The organism is Paenibacillus sabuli (assembly GCF_014705605.1).
GTDB classification, from domain to species: domain Bacteria; phylum Bacillota; class Bacilli; order Paenibacillales; family Paenibacillaceae; genus Paenibacillus_D; species Paenibacillus_D sabuli.
Genome location: NZ_JACXIZ010000043.1, coordinates 16604 through 36804, shown reverse-complemented (window position 1 = coordinate 36804; position 20201 = coordinate 16604). Strand labels below are relative to the sequence as shown.

Sequence of the window (20201 nt, the reverse complement as noted above, 5' to 3'; positions counted from 1 at the left end):
TTGCTCGTGTCCGGCAATTCACGCATCCGGCGCTGTTCGATCATGCCGCCTCTGCGCTCCGCCAGCCATTGAATGCATCACGCGCCGACTGGCGCTCCGCCAGACAATGCTTCCCGTCACAGATGCCGCCGCTGTCCTCAGATCATCCCCCCGCTGCGCTTGATGTTGTCGAGCAGCCGCGTCTTGGAATCGTTGAGATGCGTCTCGATCGCCTGGCGCAGCGGCTCGCGCTCGCCCTCGCGAACCGCGTCGACGATGGCGTGATGCTGCTGCTGCGCGCTTTCGACCATCTCCTTGGAGATGAGCGCGTTTTTGGCAGCGAGGAAGCGGTAGTCCATCAGCGCCTGGTAGATGGTTTTGTTTTTCTCGTTGCCGCCGAGTCCGATGAATTCGAGATGGAAGGCCAGGTTCGCGTTCGCGTGCAGATTGGAATCGAAGGCCGAGGTGCGAATGCGCTCGGACGTCTGCGCCAATATCGAAGTCATGCGGGCCAGCGGCTCCTCCCGCTGTTCCCGTCCCACGGTCGGCAATCGTTCGATCACCCAGAATTCCAGCATCAGCCGCGTATCCATAATGTCCAGCAGCGCTTGCTCGTCGATTGCATTGACGAAGGTGCCGACTATGGAGACGGTTTTCACCAGCCCCTCCATCTCCAGCCGGTTCAGCGCATCGCGGATCGGCGTGCGACTGACGCCAAGCTGCTCGGCCAGCTCCGGAATGGACAGCTTCTGATTCCAGTCGGCCGGCTTCCCGCAGTACAGCTTCGGCGCCGCGGTGGAGCTGGCGCCGCAGGTGCGGGCAGGCGGCTGAGAGCGGGCCGCACGGTTGGAGAAGGAAGCTGTCTGCGGATCGTCGAATAATAAAGCTTAGCAGCGCATGGGCGCTGCCCGCCAACTTTCATGAAGGAAAGGCAGGGACGTATAGTGACCGATCCGCAGCCCCTTATCGCAGACATTCGCACCCGCTTTGGCCGTGTGGTCACGGACGTGCGCGTGCTCCCGCAAGGCTGGCTCAATGTCAAGTGGCGAATGGACTCGGCCGAGGGGCCGATGTTTGTCAAATCCTATCATCCCGAGCGCTACAAGCTGCACGCGAAACCGGATAGACGGCGTGCGATCGCGCGCACGCTGGAGCTGCAGCACGGGCTGCATGCGGCGGGCGTGCCCTGCCCGGGTGTGTACAGGCACCGCGAAGCTTATCTGCATGAGACCCCGTGCGGCATGATCTATAACGCGATGGATTGGACGGAAGGGCAGTCGGTGGTCGCAGGGAGCATGAGCGAAGCGCAATGCCGCTCGCTCGGCGCAGCGACGGGGCGGATGCATCGTTGGCTTCGCAGTCGCGCGCTGCCGAATAAGCCGGTCTGGACGCCTGACCCATCCGCTTATTGGCTAGGCTGGACTGCCAATCGCGAAGCGGCGGAAAGGGCAGGCGACGAGCTCGCGCTGCAGTGGATCGAGCGATCCGGGCGCATTGTTTCCTCGCTGGATTTCGCTTGCTTCGAAGATTGTCCGAGCGGTTGGCTGCATTGGGATTTGTGGGCAGACAATCTGCTGGTGGATGGCGATCGGTTGTCGGGGATTGTCGATTTTGACCGGATGGCTGCCGCCTATCCGGAGATCGACGTGGCGCGGGCGCTGCTTTCTGTTGGGCTGCAGGACGGCGGACTGAGAGCGAATGCGGCTCGCGCATTCCTTGCGGCTTACCGCGCGACCGCCGGACCGGATGCGCCACGGCTGGTCGTATCTCGGGCGCTGCGACTGCTGTATGTGATCGAGTCGCTGTGGTGGCTGCGGACGGAGGTGCGCCGCGAAGGCGAGTTGCGCAGCCTGTTGCGGCGATTCGTGGATGAGTTGCACTGGATCGAGGACAATTGGGAGGCGATTCCGGATCAGGTGGACGGGCTATGAGCTATGAAGGTCGGGCGGCCAGGCCAGGCCAGGTGTGGTGGACACACCGAAGCGCAGGCCAAGTGTAGGCCGGGTGTGGACACGCCGAAGTGGGAGTGGTGGATGGATCTGGACGCCCGCGTCCGCTGCGGCTCCCGGGTTATCCGCGCCGGGCGCTCGGTAATGGCAACACGCAAGCAAGCCCCCCGTCGCAAAGGACGAGGGGCTTGCTGCGTTTCGTTACGCCTGCTTGTGCTGCAGATCGCCGCCGGGGGTGCGGGTTTTACCCTTGCGCCCGGTCAGCTTGTCGAACTGGGTGTGCAGCATCGGCAGGACGTAGCGGTCGAGTCCGAAGCGTCCGGCGTTGGCGCCGCCCACCAGGACGAGCGTGCCGAGCAGGATCAGCCACGGGTTCGTGCTCACCGTGCCGGCGAACATGAACATGAAGTTCATCATCATCCCGAAAAATGCGGCCGTCACGGTCAGGGTGCCGAGGATGAGGCCCAGGCCGACCAGCATTTCGCCCCACGGCACGAGCACGTTGATCAGCTTCACATTGGGCAGCGCGAAATGTTCGATGAAGGCATTGTACGTCGGGTAGGCGATTTCGCCGGTGCCGCCGCTCGTGACCGGGTTGGTGACCGCATTGTTCAGATAGCCGCTGGCGTCGAATCCGCCGCCGGTAATTTTGCCCCAGCCCGAGGTCAGCCACTGCCAACCCAGCATCACCCGCAGCACAGTCAGCAGTCCGGCGGCCCAGCGATTTTCTCTCCAGAATTTCATTAACATTTTACTCACTCCCCATTTTATTTGACTCGCGTTGCATGCCATACATCAGCTCAGTCGGTGGTGCATTGTACAATCGCCGTTCGCTTCGCAGCCGTTCAGTCGCGGCAATTGCCGCCCTTGCAATCGGCGCAGCGGCATACACTGCCTTGTGATGCCCGACCATTCTCGGCGGAGGCGGCGCGTTCCTCGTCTTGATTCCCCGGCCGCTGAGCCGCAATCTCGCGTGCCAGATTGCCTGGAGCGCCGGTTCGCTGCAGCCGTCCTTCGTTCGTCTCGCGCTTCATGTTTCGTTCGCCCCTCTCTCGTTCTTGTTGGCTTAATCATACGCCTCGGACAGGCCCGCTGCATATCGGGGGGCTCCCCCATCTTGGCGGCAGGGGAATTCCCTGAGATCGGCTTCGCTGCACCCCGGAATTCAGGGAATTCCCCGACATACAACGCGCGCGCATGCGTTTACAATAGACATAGGAAGCGTGTGTCAACGGCAGGAGGAAGGAGTAGATCGTGATGAAGGATCGCGATGTGTCAGACTTAGGCGCCTATATAGAAGAGGTTCGACAGCGGACGGCGAGCGACTTCGCAGCGCTGGCGCTTCCGCTGCCCGGCGGCGGACGGTACAGCTGGCAATATGCGAGCGGCAACCTCAATATGCGCTATCGTCAGATGCTGGTGCGACGCGGCAAGGGGCTGCCGGGCAGAGCGCTGCTGCTCGATCGTCTCGTCGTGTGGGACGGCAACGGGGACGCCGGCGAAGGACATCTGGGCGACAGCCCGATCGTGCTGGCGGAGCGGCTGCTCGCAGCGGCGGCGTTGCCCTTGCCGCTCGTAGCGGACCGGCGCGCCGTGCTGCTGGCCGGACTGCGTACGCCGGGCTGCGAACTGACCGCATGGCTGCTGGAGCTGGCGGTGCAAGCGGACCGGCTGACCGCCAGGCTCGGCGCACTTGAAGCTATCGAGCCGCGAACCGGCGAGCGCGCGTAGCCGGATCGGGCGAGATCTGATATGCTAATGCCAGCAGGTCAGGCGAGTGTGTGGTATAGAGGAGGAGAGCGAGGCAATGATCAAGCTGTGCATCGTGGACGACCACGCGATGGTCCGGTCCGGGCTCAAGCTGCTGCTGCATGAGAAGGAGGAGATCCGCGTCGTCGGCGAGGCGTCCGAGGGCGAGGAGGCAATCGCGCTGGCGCGACAGCTGCGTCCCGACGTGATGCTGATGGATCTGAGCATGCCGCACGGCAAGGACGGAATGGCGGCAACCCGCGAGATTCGCCGGGAGGTGCCGTCGGTGGAGGTGCTCATCCTGACGATGCACGACGACGAGGAATATCTGTTCCGTGCGATCCAGGCGGGCGCTTCCGGCTATATTCTCAAAAATGCGCCGCACGAGGAGCTGCTGACGGCGATTCGCATGGTCGCGGCGGGCAGCGCATACTTGTATCCGACAGCGACCAAGCGACTGATGCGCGAGTATCTGGAGCAGGCGCACACTGGCGGACCAGAGGCGGCGGGCCCGCTGTCGGAGCGCGAGAAGGAGATCGTCGCACTGGTGGCGAAGGGATACAGCAACAAGGAAGTCGCGGATCAACTCGTGATCAGCGTCAAGACGGTCGAGTCGCACAAGGCGAATATTATGGAGAAGCTCGGCCTGAAGACCCGGCCCGATCTGGTCAAGTATGCGATGGAGAAGGGGCTGCTGCACTTTGAATAATCCGGGCTGGGGCGAGAAGCGGCCGGATCTCTTGCGCCGTCAGGTGGAGGAGCTGGTCGCCGGGCTGGACCGCGGGCTGGCGGACGAGGCGTTCAAGACGAATCTCAAGCATGCGCTGCTGCATCTGTCCGATCTCAAGTTCGCGCTCAACGAATCGTCGATCGTCGCGGTCACCGACCGCAGGGGCTTGATCCAATACGTCAACGACAAGTTCTGCTCGATTTCGGGCTACAGCCGCGAGGAGCTGATGGGCCGGGATCACCGGATTATCAACTCCGGGCATCATGGACGCGTCTTCATGCGCGAGCTGTGGCGGACGATCGGCTCCGGGCAGGTATGGCGCGGCGAGATCAAGAATAGAGCCAAGGACGGTACGTATTACTGGGTACACACCACGATCGTGCCTCTGCTCGGCGAAGACGCCAAGCCGTATCAATACCTGGCCATCCGCAACGAGGTGACCGAGCTCAAGCGCGTGCAGGAGGAGCTGCGTCACACGATGAACAAGGTGATGCACGTGCAGGAAGAGGAGCGCAAGCGGCTCTCGCGCGAGCTGCACGACGGCATCGGCCAGAGCCTGTTCTCGCTGCTGATTCAGATGGACAGGCTGCTGCAGGAGCGTGCCGACGACAAGCTGGAGGCGGTGCGCTCTCAGGTGTCGGAGCTGATCGAGGACGTGCGCAGCCTCGCCTGGGAGCTGCGGCCGTCGGTGCTGGACGACCTCGGCGTCGTCCCGGCGATCCGCACCTGTATCGAGAATTTCACCGAGCATTACGGCATCACGGTGCAGGCCGAGCTGCAGCTGAAGCGTCGGCTCGGTCCGGAGCGGGAGACGACGATCTACCGTACGATCCAGGAGGCGCTCACGAATATCGGCAAGTACGCCCATGTCGAGACGGCGCGCGTCAGCGTGCTGGACGGTCAGGGCGGGGTGCGCGTGCAGATCGAGGACGAGGGCGCGGGCTTCGTGCGCGAGCCGGGCGCCAAGGGGGTCGGGCTGCGCAGCATGGAGGAGCGGGCGCATGCCGTCGGCGGAAGGCTGTCGGTCGATTCGCGTCCGGGCGGGGGAACGTGCGTCACGCTGACGCTTCCTTAACCAACCCAACGAGAAAGGACAGATCATCCATGCAAGTCTCGCATCCGGTGGAAGAGATCGAGCCTGGGCCTGACGATTCGCAGGAGCAGTTCGAACCGTATAGCAGACTGGAGCGTACGGCGCGATATATGCGCAGCCACTACAAGGACCCTATCACCCGGGAGAAGCTGGCGGAAATCGCCGGCCTCAATCCGGAGCACTATTCGCGCAGATTCCGCCATTATGCAGGCGTCAGTCCCATGCAATATTTGACCAATCTGCGGATAGAGACGGCGAAGAGGCTCCTCAGAGCAGAGCGGCACAGCATAGCCGAGGTGGCGCGCTTGGTGGGGTATGCCGATCCGTACCATTTCAGCCGACGCTTCAAGCAGGCGACCGGCCGCTCGCCGAGCCGCTTCAAGCAGGAGGCTGTACCCCGGGTGCTCGCCCTGGCCGGAAGGGGACATTGTCTGGCGCTCGGCGTAGAGCCGGTCGCATGGGCGCAGGGGCAGTCCGATGCAGCGACCGATCCGTACGACGGCGAGCTTTCCCTCGATCTGATCATTACGGCGGATGCCCGGGAAGCCGAGCGCTGGAGCGCCGTGGCCGAAGTCGCAATGCTGGACCCGCTCGATGACCCGATTACGACGCAGTTGCAGCAGATCGCACGCATGCTCGGACGCAAGCGTGAGGCGGATGACTGGACGACGCGTTATACGCGATCCTGCGAGCGATTGCGGGAGAAGCTGTCCGCGACCATTGGCGACGAGCGGGTCGCGGTGTTGCGCGTACGCGAGCAACTGCTGCAGATTTACGGGACATTGAACATTGGGTATGTCTTGTATCGATCACTACGTCTTCGCCCGCCCGAGCGCGTCGCGGTTCAGAGCTTGTGCAATGCACATTTTCACTCCAGCGTCATCACCCCGGCGGAATTGGCGTATTACGATGCCGAGCATTTGTTTGTTCTCGTGCAGCCGGACGAGGGGGCGCTTCGACGGTGGAAGGAAATCGAGCACACGGCCCAGTGGCGCGAATTCACGGCTGTTCGGCGCGGCAATGTGCACCAGCTGGCAATTGCCGATTGGCTGGACAACGATCCTTCATCGCTGGAGAGACAAGCGCAAGAGGCGGCGGAGATACTGCTCAATAGCCGTTGAACGCTCGCCAAGTTGAGGCCTGTGCGGTGCTCGGTGCACCTCGTCCGCGCATAATTATCCATCCGGGGCGCACTACTTGTCCATGGAGGGTGACGCGCGTCTCGTTTACAATTGTGAATGAGGATAATTCTCATTATCAATTGATGCAACAGGAGGACGAAGAGGATGCACGGATGGAAAAAGACGATCATCGCACTCGCACTGATGGCGCTGCTTGTCCTGGCGGCGGCGGCATGCGGCGACAGCGGGCGGGTGACCGAGGCGCCGGACAAGAACGGCCAGGGCGCGGAGCAGACCGCTCAGACGAATAACGGAGGGGGAGCATCCGGAGAAGAAGTGGAGGCTGACGAGGCCGCTGAGTCCTCTACGGAGCAAGCAGGGGCTGATACTAAGCAGGTCACCGACGACCTGGACCGAGTGATCGAAGTACCGCTTCAACCGCAGCGCATCGTGGCCGGCGAATTTGCCGTCGAGCTGCTGGAGCTTGGGCTGAAGCCGGTCGGTGCGGGCAATAACAGCTTCAAAATTCCGTTTATTGAAGATAAAATGGAAGGCATCGCGCCTATTGGCGATCCGCCCGATGCGGAAGTGATACTCGACCTGCAGCCGGATCTGGTCATTGTGCCCACAGTCTTTCAGGAGATCTATCCGGAACCGATGAAGCAGATCGAGAAGATTGCGCCGGTCTATTACGTTTCCTTCGAGCAAGATCCGATCTACGGCATCTTCGTGCGGCTGGCGGAGCTGGTCGGCAAGAAGGACGAAGCGGACCGGTGGATTGCGGCATACGAGCAGGAGGCGGCGACGGCGCAAGGTCAGGTCGACGAAGCGCTGGGCGAGGAGACGGTGTCGATTTTCCGAGTGGAAAATGGACGGCTGCGCATTTACCTGAATCGCAATTTTGGCGGGTATGCGCTGCACAGCAGTCTGCAGGCGAATGCACCGGTCGCGGTAGCGGACGAGATCGCCGAACAGCCTTACGGTTCGGCGATTCAAATCTCGCTGGAGATGCTGCCGGAATACGCCGGCGATCGTCTATTGCTGATCGTGCGCGGCGAAGGCGACGATGCTGCCGCCATGACGGATATCGAGGAGCTGGAGCTGTGGAAGTCGCTGCCGGCTGTTCAGAACGGACAGGTGCACAAGCTGGACACGGAGACGTACTACGGCTCGGACATCGTCACCATCCGGGAAGGGATGAAGGCGATTGCCGCGATGCTCACGGGTCATTCCATTAACCCGTAGGGAATAACAATTTGTCCTTTTTTGGAGGCTCGTCGTGTTTTGAACCGAATGGCGAGGCCTCGGCGTACTTGCGATATTTCATTAGCTCCGTGACGGTGACGAGTCGGAACCCCCTTTTTTTTAATTCCGGCAAAATGATTTTTAACGCTTCGACGGTTTGGGTCGAGCCGTGCACATGATCGTGCATGAGTACAATATCGCCGTTTCGAGCATGTTTCAAGACGCGGTTGGCAATGGCATAGATGCCGGGGCTACGCCAATCCTTGGTGTCCTGATGCCAGGACCAGAGGACAATTGTATAGCCGCTGCGCCGCGCGGCCTTCAGGACGGCTTCGTTGAAGATGCCGCCGGGCGGCCGGAACCAGTCGCAACTCTGACCGGCGACCTCCTCAATTTTGGATTTGGTCGACTCGATTTCGCGGGCCAATTTATCGGCTGATATTTGGCCCGTAAAGAAGGTATGGTTGTAGGTGTGATTGGCCACCTCATGGCCTTCGGCCGCCTCGCGCTTGATCAGCTCGGCATAGCGGTCGATGCGATTGCCGACGACGAAAAAAGTGGCCGTGGCCTCGTATTGCTGCAATAAGTCCAGAATTTGCGGCGTCGTCCTGGCATTCGGGCCGTCGTCGAAGGTGAGGGCTATCAGCTTTTCGTCGGTCGGCACCTCCCATACCACCTCGCCGCGCGATTCGTAATAGGCGCGATCGCGCCTTACAGGCGCATCTGCGAATCCTGAGACAATGCCCGCCGCGAGCATACACGCGCATATGAATGGTACTCCCCGCCATATTCTTTTCAAGCTATCCCTCATTTCTGTAAAAAGTACAACATTTCGTATAGTATGGACTTCAAGAACAACAATTATGTTTTTGGATGTTGTCCAATTTCAGTTGCGTGCGGTTCAATCGTTGCTTTGTGATGTTCGAATGTTGTGGAGTATGGTACGATCTGAGTGACCGATTTTTCGTACATAAAGGAGTAGAGCATGACAGATTTGTGGATAACAGCCGCGCTTGCCGGGATTATTATCATCCTGGGTCTGCTATTCTTAGCCGCGCGTCGGCTTGGCAGGCGTCGATATCGGCCGTATGCGGACGATTATGACGTCGATTCCGTTCGGCTCAAGGACATCGATCGGATGGAGGATGGCTCCGCATTTGAAATGTATCTGTACCGGTTATTCCTGGAGCTGGGGTATGACGAGGTGTACAAAACGACCGGAAGCCGGGATTACGGGGCGGATCTGGTATTCACGGATCGCGAGGGCATCCGCAACGTCGTGCAGGCGAAGCGCTACGCCGAGGATCATCCGGTCGGCATCGGGGCGGTGCAGGAGGTCTATTCCTGTATGCGTTATTACAACGCCCGGAAGGCGATCGTAATCGCTTCTTCGACGTACACCGCGTCCTGTGAGACGCTGGCTGGCATCAACCATGTCAAGCTGCTCGACCGCGGCGACCTGGCGCAGATGATCGCAGACTTCCGGGCCGGCCGGCCGGAGGCGGTCATGAATCGCATCGAGGCGGAGCCGCGTCTGATCCTCGCATCCTGGAACGAAGCAACTGGCGGCGACGCTCAAGGGGCTATACGCAAGGACTACAAGGCGGAGGAATATGCGCAGCGGCTCGCCCGGAAGTAGATCGCTCAGGGTCGGTCGAGCGTCGGCGGGCGAGCCGGCAGATATGTCAGTCGCACGCGCGCCTGCCGCAAGGTGCTTATTCCTGACGACGGTAGGCTCCGGGGGCGATTCCGGCCTGTCGCTTGAACATGCGGCTGAAATAGGCGGCGTCGCAATAGCCGAGCTCCAGTGCGATCGTCTCGATCGGCGCATCCGTCGTCAGCAGCAGCTCCTCCGCGCGCGTCATACGAAGGCGGTGCATGTACGCAATCGGTGAAATCCCATAATGCTTGCCGAAGCTGGTAATCAGATGAGACGTATTGCGTCCGACCAGCGCCGCCAGTTCGTCGATTGTCAAGGGCGAGTTGAAATGCTCCACGATATAGTCCCGCACCTGCCGAAGGAGACGGGCCTGCGCGCCGCCGGCCGCGCCTGCGGCCTGCGCACGATGCACCTGCACGCAGACGTCTAGCAGCAGACTCTCGCACTGTGCGGCATGATACGGGTCCTTGCGGGTCCAGTGCTGATGCATCTGTGCGTAGGCTTGCTTCAGGTAAGGCGTGAGCGCGGCGATCCGCCACAGCTGCGCCGCTCCCGTCAGCTGTGGAAAATGGCGAAACAATCCGTCCCCGGTCCAATGCACCGAATACTTGATATGCGCTTCCGGCTGCGGCTCCGCCGAGCGCGGCAGCCCGGCCGGGATGAACAGCAATTGCCCGGTTCCAACCGGATAGCGATGCTCGCCGACTCGATACGTACAGCTGCCGTTGTCCATATACATGAGCAGATGATACGGCACATCGCGCAGGTCGCGGTACCCCTTCCACGCAGAGCCGTAGCTCAGTTGAATGACGTTTTTGATCTCCATCCCTTCATCGCTCTCCTCCCGCTGCTTCCCTCCCATTATAAATCCAAATAATATACAAGCCAATCCAAGTATCGTTTCTATTCCTTCGCAGACTTGGCTGTTATACTGCAGTCAAGGAACAAAATATAGTTCAATACATACGCGAAAAAGAGGTGGCTGAAATGTCGAATGAAACGGTGCGCGATTATACCGCGCTGCTGGAGCGCTGGGCCGGGACAGTCCGGAACGAATTGTACGAGCCGCAGGACCGACCCGAACTGGCCTGCTACGGCAGCGGGGAGAACGGCTGGGGCGTGCAGACGAATCAGAAAGCATTCGCGGCAATTGCTGCGCTCGCCGCATCTCCCGAGCTCGATGAGCAGCGCTGCGCGTTGTCCCGCGCCGAATTGAAAACGCTTGCGCTGCGCATGCTGCGCTACTCGCTGCAATCGCACATTGACGGCGACTATCATTGTGCGGACGGGCAGTCCTGGGGGCATACCTGGATCAGTGTGCTCGGCATCGAGCGGATGATGCACGGCGTCGATGCGCTGGAGGAGGAGCTGACGGAGGAGGATCGCGTGCTGCTGCGCCGCGTGCTGCTATCCGAATGCGACTGGCTGCTCGACCATTACGAGATCGGAGGAGGGCTGTATGCGAGGGACGGGCACAACAAGCCAGAGAGCAATTTGTGGAACGGCGCCGTGCTGCTGCGAGCCGCGCAGCGCTACCCGGATGGCGCGCGCGTCTCGGCGTACCGGGACAAGGCGCTGACGTTTTTGATCAATTCGATTTCCGTACCTTCGGATGAGCGGGATCATACGCTCACGGACGGCCAGACGACGGTCGCCGCACGCTTTGTGGGAGCGAATTTTTTTGAATCGATGGCGCTCAATCATCATGGCTACCTTAACGTCGGCTATATGGTGATCTGCCTGTCGAATATGGCGATGCTGCATTTCGATTATCGCCGCCGCGGTCAGCGTGCCCCGGATGCACTCTACCATCACGGAAGGGAGCTGTGGGAGCTTGTCAAGCTGTGCACATTTGCCGATGGGCGGCTGCTGCGCATCGGCGGAGACACGCGGGCGCGCTATACCTACTGTCAGGACTATGTCGTCCCGGTCTGGCACATGGCGCGCGATCTGTGGGCGGATCCGGACTGTGCGGCCTTCGAAGCCGGGTGGCTCGCGCTCGTACGAGCCGAGCAGGAGGCCGGCGAGGACGGCTCGTTCCTGGCGGCTCGCTGCGGGGCGTTGCGGCGTCAGTCGCCGCTCTATTACGCACGGCTCGAATCGGATCGCGCCGTAGCACTGTCGATGGGCCTCGCTTGGCACGGTCTGATCGGCGGCGAGCCGTTCGACGAGGCGGAGCCGCCCGCACCCGTCACGGTGCGGGATACGACTGGCGGCGATCCAGCCGTGCAGGGACAGGGCTGGCAGGACGAGGCGCACGGCGCCTACCTGCATGTAGGTCCGCGTCGCATCGCTTCATGGGTATGGGATGCGGCGGAGAAGCCGCAAGGCTTGTGCTTGCCGCCCGGCCGCAGCGATATGGCAGAGTGGAAGCACAATCTGTCGGTACGCATAGACGGCGTCGGCCGCATCACCGAACAGACGCTGGAGGGCCACGGCGGCTATCGCTTCGACGGCGGCTTCGCGACTTGGGGCAGCACGCTGCATCGCACGCAGGGGCAGCTCGCGGAAGGCCAGCAGGATCACGATATCGCCCGCAGCCGGATCGTCTGCGCGGCGCTGCCCGACGGCGCCACTATGGTTGTACTGCAGCAGGCGGTAGCGCTGGAGCGCCGCGTCTATGTGAATGCGATCCGGGGCCTGCATCTGCTGATGCCCAACGATCTATTCAACGGCGGCACGCGTACGTATTATACGGAGGACGAGGCGAAGCACGGGATGCGGCGGCTCTACCTGCCGGGGGCGGGTGCGTCGAAGACGTCGCAGGCTGCGCCGCATGGAGCAGTCCCGCCCGGGCGTGTCGAGGAGACCGTGCATACCGGCTCACGCTGGCTCAACGTCGACGACGAGCTCGGCGTGGCGGCGGCATACGGAGCGAGCGAGCTCTCGATTCATCGCCCGGCCTCTCGCCAGATTGGCCTTCGTGCCAAGCCGAACAATGTTGGCCTGGAGGGAATGCTCTACGCCGACGAGCTGTGCGGGCCGTTCTCGCTGGAGCAGCAGGCATTCGAGGCCGATGCGATCATGATAGACGCCGGATATGTACTGCGGGCCGGAGCGGACCGCATGGCGACGGCTGCTCTGGCCGCAGACGCCGACTCGCTGAGTCCTTCGGCGGACGGGCTCCGCGGCGTGCGCGTGTGCGGCGCGGATGGCCGGACCTACGCCGTCCTTGCCAATTTCGGCGCGGCGCCGGTCGTGCACCGCCTGCGAGGGGAGCGTGGCCGCGATCTGGCCGACGGCGCGTCGACGGCTACGGGGGGCCAGGGCGTGCTGGAGATTGCGGTGTCGCCCGGCACGGCACGGGTCATCGAGGTCGAAGCCTAGGACTTGTCTCCATTCTGTTTGTTTCCGACCAATCCATAGAAGAACAGCTTTGTGAGGTCGCCCGTCAGCTTTTGCAGCTGCGGGTAGGCCTCTTCTTTTTGCATATAGTCGCGAAACATTTGAATGAACACCAGCACTGACTCGTCCGACAATTCAGGATTGACCTCCCCTTCACGCTTGCCTTGCTCAATCAGCGCCATCAGCGTCGGCAAAATTTTTTCTTGCATCATGGTTTCCAGATGAGGGACGCCGGTCGCATATTTTTTCATGAAGTGCGTGAAGGCCTCGGGATGCAATTCGTTTGCGGTATTGATTTTGGCAAACATGATGCGTTTGAGCTTTGCGATGAACGGCATGTCGGCGCTCAGCATTTTTTCATACTCCGCCCAGATTTGATCGAGATAATGCACAAGCATTTCCTCGACGAGCTTTTGCTTGCTGCCGAAGTAATTGTATATGGTCACCTGCGAGGCGCCGGCCTGACGCGCAATTTCCGCGACGGACACTTTTTCGATGCCATAGGCCAGGAATAGCTTGAGTGCGCTGCGCAAAATGTCCTTCTTTTTCTGTTCGCTTCGCCGTTGATATCCATCCATTTCATCCACCTCAACGCTTAGTTTAGCTTATGTTTTGAAGTTATACAATGAATTCAGTTCAAAAACTATTGCAGATCGTGAAAGAATTCTATAAAATGAACAATATGAATCATATTAGTTCAAAACATAAGAAAGAAGGTGGCCCGATGGCTGTGTTGGAAATTCGGGAATTAACCAAAAAATTTGGAACGTATCAGGCGCTAAACGGTGTGAACCTGGACGTAAACGGGGGCGAAATCTTTGGCTTCATCGGCCCGAACGGCGCCGGCAAGTCGACGACGATCCGGGTGCTGCTCGGCATCCTGCGCGCCACATCCGGTCAGGCGCAAATTTTCGGCAAGGAGGTGTGGCGCGATGCGGTGGACATTCACAAGCGAATCGCTTACGTACCGGGGGATGTCCATCTGTGGCCTAATCTGACAGGCGGCGAGGTCATTGATCTGTGGGTCAAATTAAAGGGCGGCGGCAGCCGGCAAAAGCGAGACTTGCTCGTGCAGCAATATGACCTGGATCCGACGAAAAAGTGCCGCACCTATTCGAAAGGAAATCGGCAAAAAGTCGCATTGATCGCGGCGTTTGCTTCCGATTCGGACTTGTTCATTTTGGACGAACCGACCTCCGGTCTCGATCCGCTGATGGAGCAGGTTTTTCAGGACTGCGTCATGGACGTCAAAAAGCAGGGCAAAAGCGTGCTGTTATCCAGTCATATCTTGTCCGAGGTGGAGCGCCTCTGCGATACAATCGGCATTATTCGGCAAGGGAAAATCATCGAAAGCGGGGCGATGCGCCAATTGCGCCACCTCACGCGCACGCACGTCAAGGCGGAGCTCCGTCAGCCCGTTCCCGGGCTTGCGCAGCTGGACGGCATTCATGCGCTCGCAGCGGAAGGGAGTATCCTGTCATTTGAAGCGGAGTCGGAAGCGATGGACGCCGCGATCCGTCAGCTGAGCCAGTGCGGAATCGTCAAGCTGGAATGCTCGCCGCCCACGCTCGAGGATTTGTTCATGCGCCACTATGAAGGCGCCGGGGGAGGTGTGCGGTAATGCTCCATCCATTGTGGGCAAGCACGGGGCGCTTGATCGGAATAATTGCGCGACTGGATCGGCTGCGTGCGCTCCTGTGGCTGCTCGGCATTGCGGCTTTTACCTTGATCGTACCGCCCGCGTTGTCCGAGCTTTACGGCACCCAGGCGCTGAGGGACGAAATGGCTGCGACGATGACCAATCCGGCCATGACGGCGATGCTGGGCCCCGGAGCGCTCGAGCGCTATACGGTCGGGGCGATGACGGCGCACCAGATGCTGCTGATCACGGCGCTGGTGGTCGGATTGATGGCCATATTGCTGGTGGCGCGCCATACGCGAGGGGATGAGGAAGAGGGGCGCCTGGAATTGATACGCTCGCTCCCGGTCGGGCGACTCTCCTGGCTTGGCGCCGTCCTGGTCGTGCAGCTTGCCGTTTTTACGCTGTTGGCGTCGGTTACGGGATTCGGACTGGCGCTGCTCGGAGTCGACAGCATGGATCTGGAAGGCTCGCTGCTGTACGGGGCCGTGCTGGGCGCCACCGGACTTGTTTTTGCGGGCGTGGCCGCGATATGCGCGCAGCTGGCGGACAGCTCCCGCGCCGCGGTCGGCTATGCCGTCGCCGTGCTTCTGTTGTGTTACTTGGCGCGTGCGGTCGGCGATGTCGGCGATATGGCATTATCCTGGCTTTCTCCCCTCGGCTGGGTCACGAAGACGAGCGTCTATGCCGCCAACAACTGGGGGCCGGTCGGTCTGTTGATCGCCTTGGCGATGCTGCTGTTTCTCGCGGCTCACGGGTTGAATGCGAATCGGGATATGAATCAAGGCTTGTTGCCGTCCAGGCCGGGCCGGCCGCGAGCTTCCCGTTTTTTGCAACGTCCGCTCGGACTCGTGCTTCGTCTCCAGCGCGCCGGGCTGTGGGCATGGGCGGTCGGCATGTACGTGCTCGGCATCTCGTACGGCTCGATTCTGGGCGATCTGGAGCGCTTCCTCGGGAATAACGAGATGCTGGGCCAACTGTTGGGCGAGGCCGAGGGCGTGACGATAACGGACCAATTCATCGCGATGCTCATGATCGTCCTGGCGCTCTCGGCCACGATTCCGCCGCTCCTGACTGTACACCGGCTACGCGGCGAAGAGAAGAAGGGACGCCTTGATTCGCTGCTTGCCGGAGCGGTCTCCCGCTCCCGTCTGTTGGGCAGTTATATGGTGACCGGAGCGGGCAATGGGATGCTCATGCTTTCGATGGCTACGCTCGGCCTGTGGACCGCGGGCAATGCGGTACTGGCGGACGGGTTGCCATTCGGGACGCTGTATGGATCAGCAGCGGCGTATGTGCCCGCCATGCTCGTGATGATCGGCCTCTCGGTCCTGCTGACGGGTTGGTTTCCGAAGCTGCTTCAGCTCAACTGGCTCTTTTTGCTGTATTCGTTTGTCGTCTTGTATATGGGCGATCTGTTCCAGCTGCCGGAATGGATGCGACAGCTGACGCCGTACGGCCATGTTCCGCGTACGCCGATGGAGGAGATGGCGCCGCTGCCGCTGATCGGACTTGGCGTGCTTGCGCTTGCGCTGACGGCGGCCGGCTTCATCGGATTCAACAGGCGAGACCTGGATGCGTCATAGATCAATCACGGTCTTGATTGGATTCAAGTCAAGTGTGCCAAATATATAGTTGCAATTGCAACTATTTGTGATACAATGAAATTAGTTGCAATGACATTCTATATAGAGGTGCCTTATGTGTAAGCCTGAGGAGTCAAAGGAAGGAAAGGCGGGAAATGAGTCACATGGACAGTACATTTCAGCGATCTATCGTCACATGCAGATTCTCATCTCAGCCGAACTGGAGCCATTACGAATAGGAAGCGGGCAATATACCTTCCTCATGGCGATCGCATCTCAACAACCCATTACGCAGAAGATGTTAAGCGAGAGGCTGCTTATTGACAAGACCACTACTGCAAAGGCTATTGCCAAGTTGGAAGCGGAAGGCTACGTAAGGCGGGAAGTCGATCTTGCTGACAAACGGTACCATCAGCTTTATTTGACAGAATCCGGGGTTGAAGCCGTCCCCCAAGTGCAAGCAGCGCTGAAGCGAGTGAAGGAACAAACGCGCAAGGGGATTACCGAGGAGCAGTACGATCAATTTTTGCAATTGCTAAAAATTACACTTCATAACCTGATTGGAAAGAGAGGCTGAATCTTATGATCGCAAGTCCATTTATCGTGTTAAGTAATTGCAAAGAGGAAATCAAGTACTACCAGAGTGTCCTGGGCGGCGAGGTAGACATATTGCGTCAACAGGGGGAAGACGTGTTGAACGCGGACTTGCGTGTCGAGGAGATGGTTCTGAAATTTGCGGATACTGCAGCTGCAAAACCGCGCATGAAAGGCGATTACGTGAGAGTGTTTCTCCGAATCGACACGGAGGCGGCGTTTCGGAGAATTTACGAACAATTTGCTGGAGAAGGGCGCATTCTTACGGAGCTGTATGAGGCTCCATTCAATGGTTTGCTGGCTATTGTGACCGATAGAAACGAGGTGTGTTGGGTGCTGTCTTATTACAGGGTGCAGGATTAGCCGGGCGATCGCTTCACAGGCGCGACTTGGAAGTGTTTTGAGCGCTCTTATTTCTTGACAACATGGAAGGCTTGCTATATAGTCGTTCCATAATAAAACAGCGAGAATCAAGGACACGAAACGGCCCGACGCGGGTGCAGAGAGGGAGCGGCTAGCTGGGACGCTTCCCGAAGCGAGGCCGTTCCCCCGCCTTGTACGCTGCAGCGGTGAATCGCTAAGTATCCGCTGCCGGCTGCGGCCGTTATTCGCCAAGAGAATCGCCGCACGCCGGCGGTTGAATCAGGGTGGTACCACGACACATTCGTCCCTGGACGAATGTGTCTTTTTGCGTTTGGAAAGCCATTGACAGAGGAGGCGACAGCAATGCGACAATCTCAATTATTTGCAACGACGCTGCGGGAGGAGCCTGCGGATGCAGAACTCGCCAGCCATCGGCTGCTGCTCAAGGCAGGGTATATCCGGCAGCTGGCGGGCGGCATTTACACGTACATGCCGCTGGGCTGGCGCGTCCTGCAAAAAATCGAGTCGATCGTCAACGAAGAGATGGACCGCGCCGGCGCGCAGCGGCTGCTCATGCCGGCGTTGCAGCCGCTTGAGCTGTGGCAGGCGTCAGGCAGGGAGCGGGATTACGGACCGGAGCTGATCCGGCTGAGGGACCGACACGACCGGGAGTTCGCACTCGGGCCGACGCATGAAGAAGTCATTGCATCGCTCGTAGGAAACGAACTGCAATCCTATCGCCGATTTCCCGTGACCCTGTATCAAATACAGACGAAATTCCGCGATGAGCGGCGCCCGCGCTATGGACTGCTGCGCGGCCGCGAATTCCTCATGAAGGATGCTTACTCCTTTGATACGGATAGGGAGGGGCTGGATCGTTCCTACCAGCGGATGTATGAGGCCTACGAACGAATATTCACGCGCTGCGGACTCGATTATCGTGCGGTGGAGGCGGATGCCGGAGCCATCGGCGGCGACGGCGGCTCCCATGAATTCGTCGCGCTCTCCGAGAGCGGCGAGGATACGATTGCGAGCTGCAGTGCATGCGGGTATGCGGCGAATGTGGAGCTCAGTGACGTCAGTCATACTGCGACAGGCGATGCGTGTCCGCGCTGTATGGAAGGGGGGCTGCAGTTGTGCAAAGGCATCGAGGTCGGGCATGTGTTCAAGCTCGGTACGAAGTATACCGAGGCGCTTGGCGCCCTATATCTGGATGCGAACGGCCGCGAGCGGGCCAGCCTGATGGGCTGCTACGGCATCGGCATCTCGAGGCTGATGGCGGCTGTGCTGGAGCAGCATCACGACGCCTCGGGTATGGTCTGGCCGGCTGCTGTCGCGCCTTATGCCGTACACATCGTGATTGTCGCAATCCAGGATGCGCGTCAGCGCGAATGTGCCGAGCGCCTGTACGAACAGCTGCGCGCGCACGGCATCGATGTGCTGCTGGATGACCGGGACGAGCGAGCGGGTGTGAAGTTCCGGGACGCGGATCTGCTGGGCTTGCCGCATCGGATCGTGGCCGGCAAGCATGCGCAAGCCGGCAGCGTAGAGTACGTGGCGCACAGCAGCGGTATCCGGGAGGTACTGACAATAGAGGAGGCGGCGGCTCGGGTCGTCGCCCGCTGCGGTCGCCGATTCGCACCTTGAAGCGCGCATTCATAGTCACCTGCAGGTAACTATCTGACGCCAAAGTGCCTACTTTCCAAGCGAGCCTGTTCCCCTCTACAATGGGTGTAGTCCTACCAATGCCCCCACGAAGGAGTGTGCTTAATAAGATGGAACTGCAACTTGCACTTGATCTGGTCGATATCCCCGGCGCCAAGCAGGTCGTCGAGGAGGTCGGCGCGCATATCGATATTATCGAGATCGGCACGCCGGTCGTCATCAACGAAGGGCTGCGTGCAGTCAAGGAAATCAAAGCGGCCTTCCCGCATCTGCGCGTGCTGGCCGATCTGAAAATTATGGATGCCGGCGCCTACGAGGTCATGAAGGCTGCCGAGGCCGGTGCGGATATCATCACTGTGCTCGGCGCATCCGACGACGCCACGATCAAGGGTGCAGTCGCCGAGGCAGGTAAGCATGGCAAAAAAATCATGGTCGACATGATCAATGTCAAGGACATCGCCGGTCGCGCGCAAGAGATCGACGCGCTGGGCGTCGATTACATCTGCGTCCATTCCGGCTATGATCATCAGGCCGAAGGGAAAAATTCGTTCGCCGATCTGGCGGCGATCAAGCAGGTCGTGAAGCGGGCGAAGACGGCAATCGCGGGCGGAATCAAGCTGGCGACGCTGCCCGAGGTGATCGCGGCGCAGCCCGACCTGGTCATCGTCGGCGGCGGCATCACCGGTGCCGAGGACCAAGCGGCGGCAGCGGCCGAGATGAAGCGGCTCGTCGGCGCAGGGGCCTGAGCATGAACGCTGCCATGCGGGTGGTCGGGGAGGTGGCCGACGCGGTCTCCGCCATCGACGAGCGCGAGCTCGCCCGGCTGGTGGAGACCATCGACCGCGCCGGCGCGGTATTCGTCGCCGGTGCCGGGCGCTCCGGGCTGATGGGCCGGGCGCTGGCGATGCGGCTCATGCATCTCGGTCTGAGGGCATACGTCGTCGGGGAGACGATCACCCCGGCGATCGGTCCGGACGATCTGCTGCTGATCGGCTCCGGCTCGGGCGAGACCGCTAGCCTGGTCGGGATGGCGGATAAGGCTGGAGAAATAGGGGCTGCCGTTGCCGTGGCTACGACCAGGCCTGAATCGACCTTGGCCCGCAAGGCCCGGCTGACGTTGACGCTACCCGGCTCCGCCAAGGAGCATAACTCCGGCGAACGCGGCACGATCCAGCCGATGGCGTCGCTCTTCGAGCAGACGCTGCTGCTCGCCTACGATGCCGCCGTGATCTGCCTGATGGAGCGGCGGGGCATGAGCGCGGAGCGCATGTACGGCAGCCATGCCAATCTGGAGTAGCGCCTCGGGGTGGAGTAACCTTGCCCAGGTGGTGTACAATAGAATAGGAACCCGACACACGTCCTTTCCGCTTGCGGGAAGGACGTCCTTGCATCGCGCGAATTCGAATGCGGGCCGCGCTTGGCCATGCCATGGCTTAAGCGTACAGCCGCGACCGCCTTGGCGAGGAAGAGGAAGGAGGCTATG

General features: G+C 60.4%; 21 protein-coding genes. 15 read left to right on the top strand and 6 right to left on the bottom strand.

Annotated features, from left to right (window positions below; translation table 11 throughout):
* Positions 1–137 precede the first annotated feature (137 nt).
* Positions 138–725 (bottom strand): GntR family transcriptional regulator, encoded by a 588-nt coding sequence (locus tag IDH44_RS20940; RefSeq protein ID WP_223869900.1) that lies wholly within the window; start codon positions 723–725, stop codon positions 138–140.
* A 198-nt stretch (positions 726–923) separates the two neighbouring features.
* Here IDH44_RS20940 and IDH44_RS20935 point away from each other — a divergent pair, with 198 nt between their 5' ends.
* Positions 924–1910 carry a phosphotransferase gene (locus IDH44_RS20935; RefSeq protein ID WP_190920769.1) on the top strand — a complete coding sequence of 329 codons (987 nt, stop codon included), beginning with the start codon at positions 924–926 and terminating at the stop codon, positions 1908–1910.
* A gap of 219 nt (positions 1911–2129) precedes the next feature.
* On the opposite strand, the gene IDH44_RS20930 is transcribed toward IDH44_RS20935, so the two are convergent.
* On the bottom strand, positions 2130–2678 hold the full coding sequence (locus IDH44_RS20930; RefSeq protein WP_190920768.1) for a DoxX family protein: 549 nt from the start codon (positions 2676–2678) through the stop codon (positions 2130–2132).
* A gap of 95 nt (positions 2679–2773) precedes the next feature.
* Entirely contained in the window at positions 2774–2962 is a 189-nt protein-coding gene (locus IDH44_RS20925) for a hypothetical protein (RefSeq protein ID WP_190920767.1), read from the bottom strand.
* A gap of 223 nt (positions 2963–3185) precedes the next feature.
* Here IDH44_RS20925 and IDH44_RS20920 point away from each other — a divergent pair, with 223 nt between their 5' ends.
* The 5 genes from IDH44_RS20920 (at position 3186) to IDH44_RS20900 (ending at position 7866) form a co-directional block, all read left to right on the top strand.
* Complete coding sequence (locus IDH44_RS20920) at positions 3186–3659, top strand: hypothetical protein (protein WP_190920766.1); 474 nt, start codon at positions 3186–3188, stop codon at positions 3657–3659.
* A 76-nt stretch (positions 3660–3735) separates the two neighbouring features.
* A complete protein-coding gene (locus IDH44_RS20915; protein ID WP_190920765.1) occupies positions 3736–4386 on the top strand; it encodes a response regulator transcription factor in 651 nt (216 codons plus the stop codon).
* Positions 4379–5482: a PAS domain S-box protein gene (locus IDH44_RS20910; protein ID WP_397326817.1), complete on the top strand. Its 1104-nt coding sequence runs from the start codon at positions 4379–4381 to the stop codon at positions 5480–5482. Before IDH44_RS20915 ends, IDH44_RS20910 begins: the two co-directional genes overlap by 8 nt.
* Before the next feature lie 29 nt (positions 5483–5511).
* Complete coding sequence (locus IDH44_RS20905; RefSeq protein WP_190920763.1) at positions 5512–6621, top strand: AraC family transcriptional regulator; 1110 nt, start codon at positions 5512–5514, stop codon at positions 6619–6621.
* A 165-nt stretch (positions 6622–6786) separates the two neighbouring features.
* Positions 6787–7866: an ABC transporter substrate-binding protein gene (locus IDH44_RS20900; protein WP_223869892.1), complete on the top strand. Its 1080-nt coding sequence runs from the start codon at positions 6787–6789 to the stop codon at positions 7864–7866.
* Here IDH44_RS20900 and IDH44_RS20895 read toward each other — a convergent pair.
* Positions 7856–8530 carry a polysaccharide deacetylase family protein gene (locus IDH44_RS20895; protein WP_317890228.1) on the bottom strand — a complete coding sequence of 225 codons (675 nt, stop codon included), beginning with the start codon at positions 8528–8530 and terminating at the stop codon, positions 7856–7858. The genes IDH44_RS20900 and IDH44_RS20895 overlap by 11 nt on opposite strands.
* Positions 8531–8851: 321 nt before the next feature.
* On the opposite strand from IDH44_RS20895, the gene IDH44_RS20890 reads away from it, so the two are divergent.
* Positions 8852–9505, top strand: a complete 654-nt coding sequence (locus IDH44_RS20890) for a restriction endonuclease (RefSeq protein WP_190920761.1) — start codon at positions 8852–8854, stop codon at positions 9503–9505.
* A gap of 76 nt (positions 9506–9581) precedes the next feature.
* Here IDH44_RS20890 and IDH44_RS20885 read toward each other — a convergent pair whose 3' ends face one another.
* A complete protein-coding gene (locus IDH44_RS20885; RefSeq protein WP_190920760.1) occupies positions 9582–10352 on the bottom strand; it encodes an AraC family transcriptional regulator in 771 nt (256 codons plus the stop codon).
* 161 nt (positions 10353–10513) lie between these two features.
* Here IDH44_RS20885 and IDH44_RS20880 point away from each other — a divergent pair, with 161 nt between their 5' ends.
* Positions 10514–12853 (top strand): hypothetical protein, encoded by a 2340-nt coding sequence (locus IDH44_RS20880; RefSeq protein WP_190920759.1) that lies wholly within the window; start codon positions 10514–10516, stop codon positions 12851–12853.
* Here IDH44_RS20880 and IDH44_RS20875 read toward each other — a convergent pair.
* The gene (locus tag IDH44_RS20875; RefSeq protein ID WP_190920758.1) at positions 12850–13449 is read right to left on the bottom strand and encodes a TetR/AcrR family transcriptional regulator; all 600 of its coding nucleotides are present in this window, start codon (positions 13447–13449) and stop codon (positions 12850–12852) included. The genes IDH44_RS20880 and IDH44_RS20875 overlap by 4 nt on opposite strands.
* A 146-nt stretch (positions 13450–13595) precedes the next feature.
* On the opposite strand from IDH44_RS20875, the gene IDH44_RS20870 reads away from it, so the two are divergent.
* The 7 genes from IDH44_RS20870 to hxlB all read left to right on the top strand — a co-directional run bounded on the left by IDH44_RS20870 (position 13596) and on the right by hxlB (position 20015).
* Positions 13596–14492 (top strand): ABC transporter ATP-binding protein, encoded by an 897-nt coding sequence (locus tag IDH44_RS20870; RefSeq protein WP_190920757.1) that lies wholly within the window; start codon positions 13596–13598, stop codon positions 14490–14492.
* Positions 14492–16096, top strand: a complete 1605-nt coding sequence (locus IDH44_RS20865; RefSeq protein WP_190920756.1) for an ABC transporter permease — start codon at positions 14492–14494, stop codon at positions 16094–16096. Before IDH44_RS20870 ends, IDH44_RS20865 begins: the two co-directional genes overlap by 1 nt.
* A 115-nt stretch (positions 16097–16211) precedes the next feature.
* Positions 16212–16673, top strand: coding sequence for a MarR family winged helix-turn-helix transcriptional regulator (locus tag IDH44_RS20860; protein WP_190920755.1), 462 nt, complete (start codon positions 16212–16214; stop codon positions 16671–16673).
* Between the two features lie 5 nt (positions 16674–16678).
* Positions 16679–17053: a VOC family protein gene (locus IDH44_RS20855; RefSeq protein ID WP_190920754.1), complete on the top strand. Its 375-nt coding sequence runs from the start codon at positions 16679–16681 to the stop codon at positions 17051–17053.
* 363 nt (positions 17054–17416) lie between these two features.
* A complete protein-coding gene (proS, locus tag IDH44_RS20850) occupies positions 17417–18700 on the top strand; it encodes a proline--tRNA ligase (protein WP_190920753.1) in 1284 nt (427 codons plus the stop codon).
* A gap of 128 nt (positions 18701–18828) precedes the next feature.
* Entirely contained in the window at positions 18829–19464 is a 636-nt protein-coding gene (gene hxlA / locus IDH44_RS20845; RefSeq protein ID WP_190920752.1) for a 3-hexulose-6-phosphate synthase, read from the top strand.
* 2 nt (positions 19465–19466) lie between these two features.
* Positions 19467–20015, top strand: a complete 549-nt coding sequence (gene hxlB / locus IDH44_RS20840; RefSeq protein WP_190920751.1) for a 6-phospho-3-hexuloisomerase — start codon at positions 19467–19469, stop codon at positions 20013–20015.
* Positions 20016–20201: the final 186 nt, after the last annotated feature.

Coding starts and splice junctions, on each gene's coding strand:
- proS (WP_190920753.1), top strand. CDS start 17,417: ATGCGACAATCTCAATTATTTGCAACGACGCTGCGGGAGGAGCCTGCG.
- IDH44_RS20890 (WP_190920761.1), top strand. CDS start 8,852: ATGACAGATTTGTGGATAACAGCCGCGCTTGCCGGGATTATTATCATC.
- hxlB (WP_190920751.1), top strand. CDS start 19,467: ATGAACGCTGCCATGCGGGTGGTCGGGGAGGTGGCCGACGCGGTCTCC.
- IDH44_RS20875 (WP_190920758.1), bottom strand. CDS start 13,449: ATGGATGGATATCAACGGCGAAGCGAACAGAAAAAGAAGGACATTTTG.
- IDH44_RS20880 (WP_190920759.1), top strand. CDS start 10,514: ATGTCGAATGAAACGGTGCGCGATTATACCGCGCTGCTGGAGCGCTGG.
- hxlA (WP_190920752.1), top strand. CDS start 18,829: ATGGAACTGCAACTTGCACTTGATCTGGTCGATATCCCCGGCGCCAAG.
- IDH44_RS20900 (WP_223869892.1), top strand. CDS start 6,787: ATGCACGGATGGAAAAAGACGATCATCGCACTCGCACTGATGGCGCTG.
- IDH44_RS20930 (WP_190920768.1), bottom strand. CDS start 2,678: ATGTTAATGAAATTCTGGAGAGAAAATCGCTGGGCCGCCGGACTGCTG.
- IDH44_RS20885 (WP_190920760.1), bottom strand. CDS start 10,352: ATGGAGATCAAAAACGTCATTCAACTGAGCTACGGCTCTGCGTGGAAG.
- IDH44_RS20925 (WP_190920767.1), bottom strand. CDS start 2,962: ATGAAGCGCGAGACGAACGAAGGACGGCTGCAGCGAACCGGCGCTCCA.
- IDH44_RS20855 (WP_190920754.1), top strand. CDS start 16,679: ATGATCGCAAGTCCATTTATCGTGTTAAGTAATTGCAAAGAGGAAATC.
- IDH44_RS20915 (WP_190920765.1), top strand. CDS start 3,736: ATGATCAAGCTGTGCATCGTGGACGACCACGCGATGGTCCGGTCCGGG.
- IDH44_RS20870 (WP_190920757.1), top strand. CDS start 13,596: ATGGCTGTGTTGGAAATTCGGGAATTAACCAAAAAATTTGGAACGTAT.
- IDH44_RS20905 (WP_190920763.1), top strand. CDS start 5,512: ATGCAAGTCTCGCATCCGGTGGAAGAGATCGAGCCTGGGCCTGACGAT.
- IDH44_RS20860 (WP_190920755.1), top strand. CDS start 16,212: ATGTGTAAGCCTGAGGAGTCAAAGGAAGGAAAGGCGGGAAATGAGTCA.
- IDH44_RS20865 (WP_190920756.1), top strand. CDS start 14,492: ATGCTCCATCCATTGTGGGCAAGCACGGGGCGCTTGATCGGAATAATT.
- IDH44_RS20920 (WP_190920766.1), top strand. CDS start 3,186: ATGAAGGATCGCGATGTGTCAGACTTAGGCGCCTATATAGAAGAGGTT.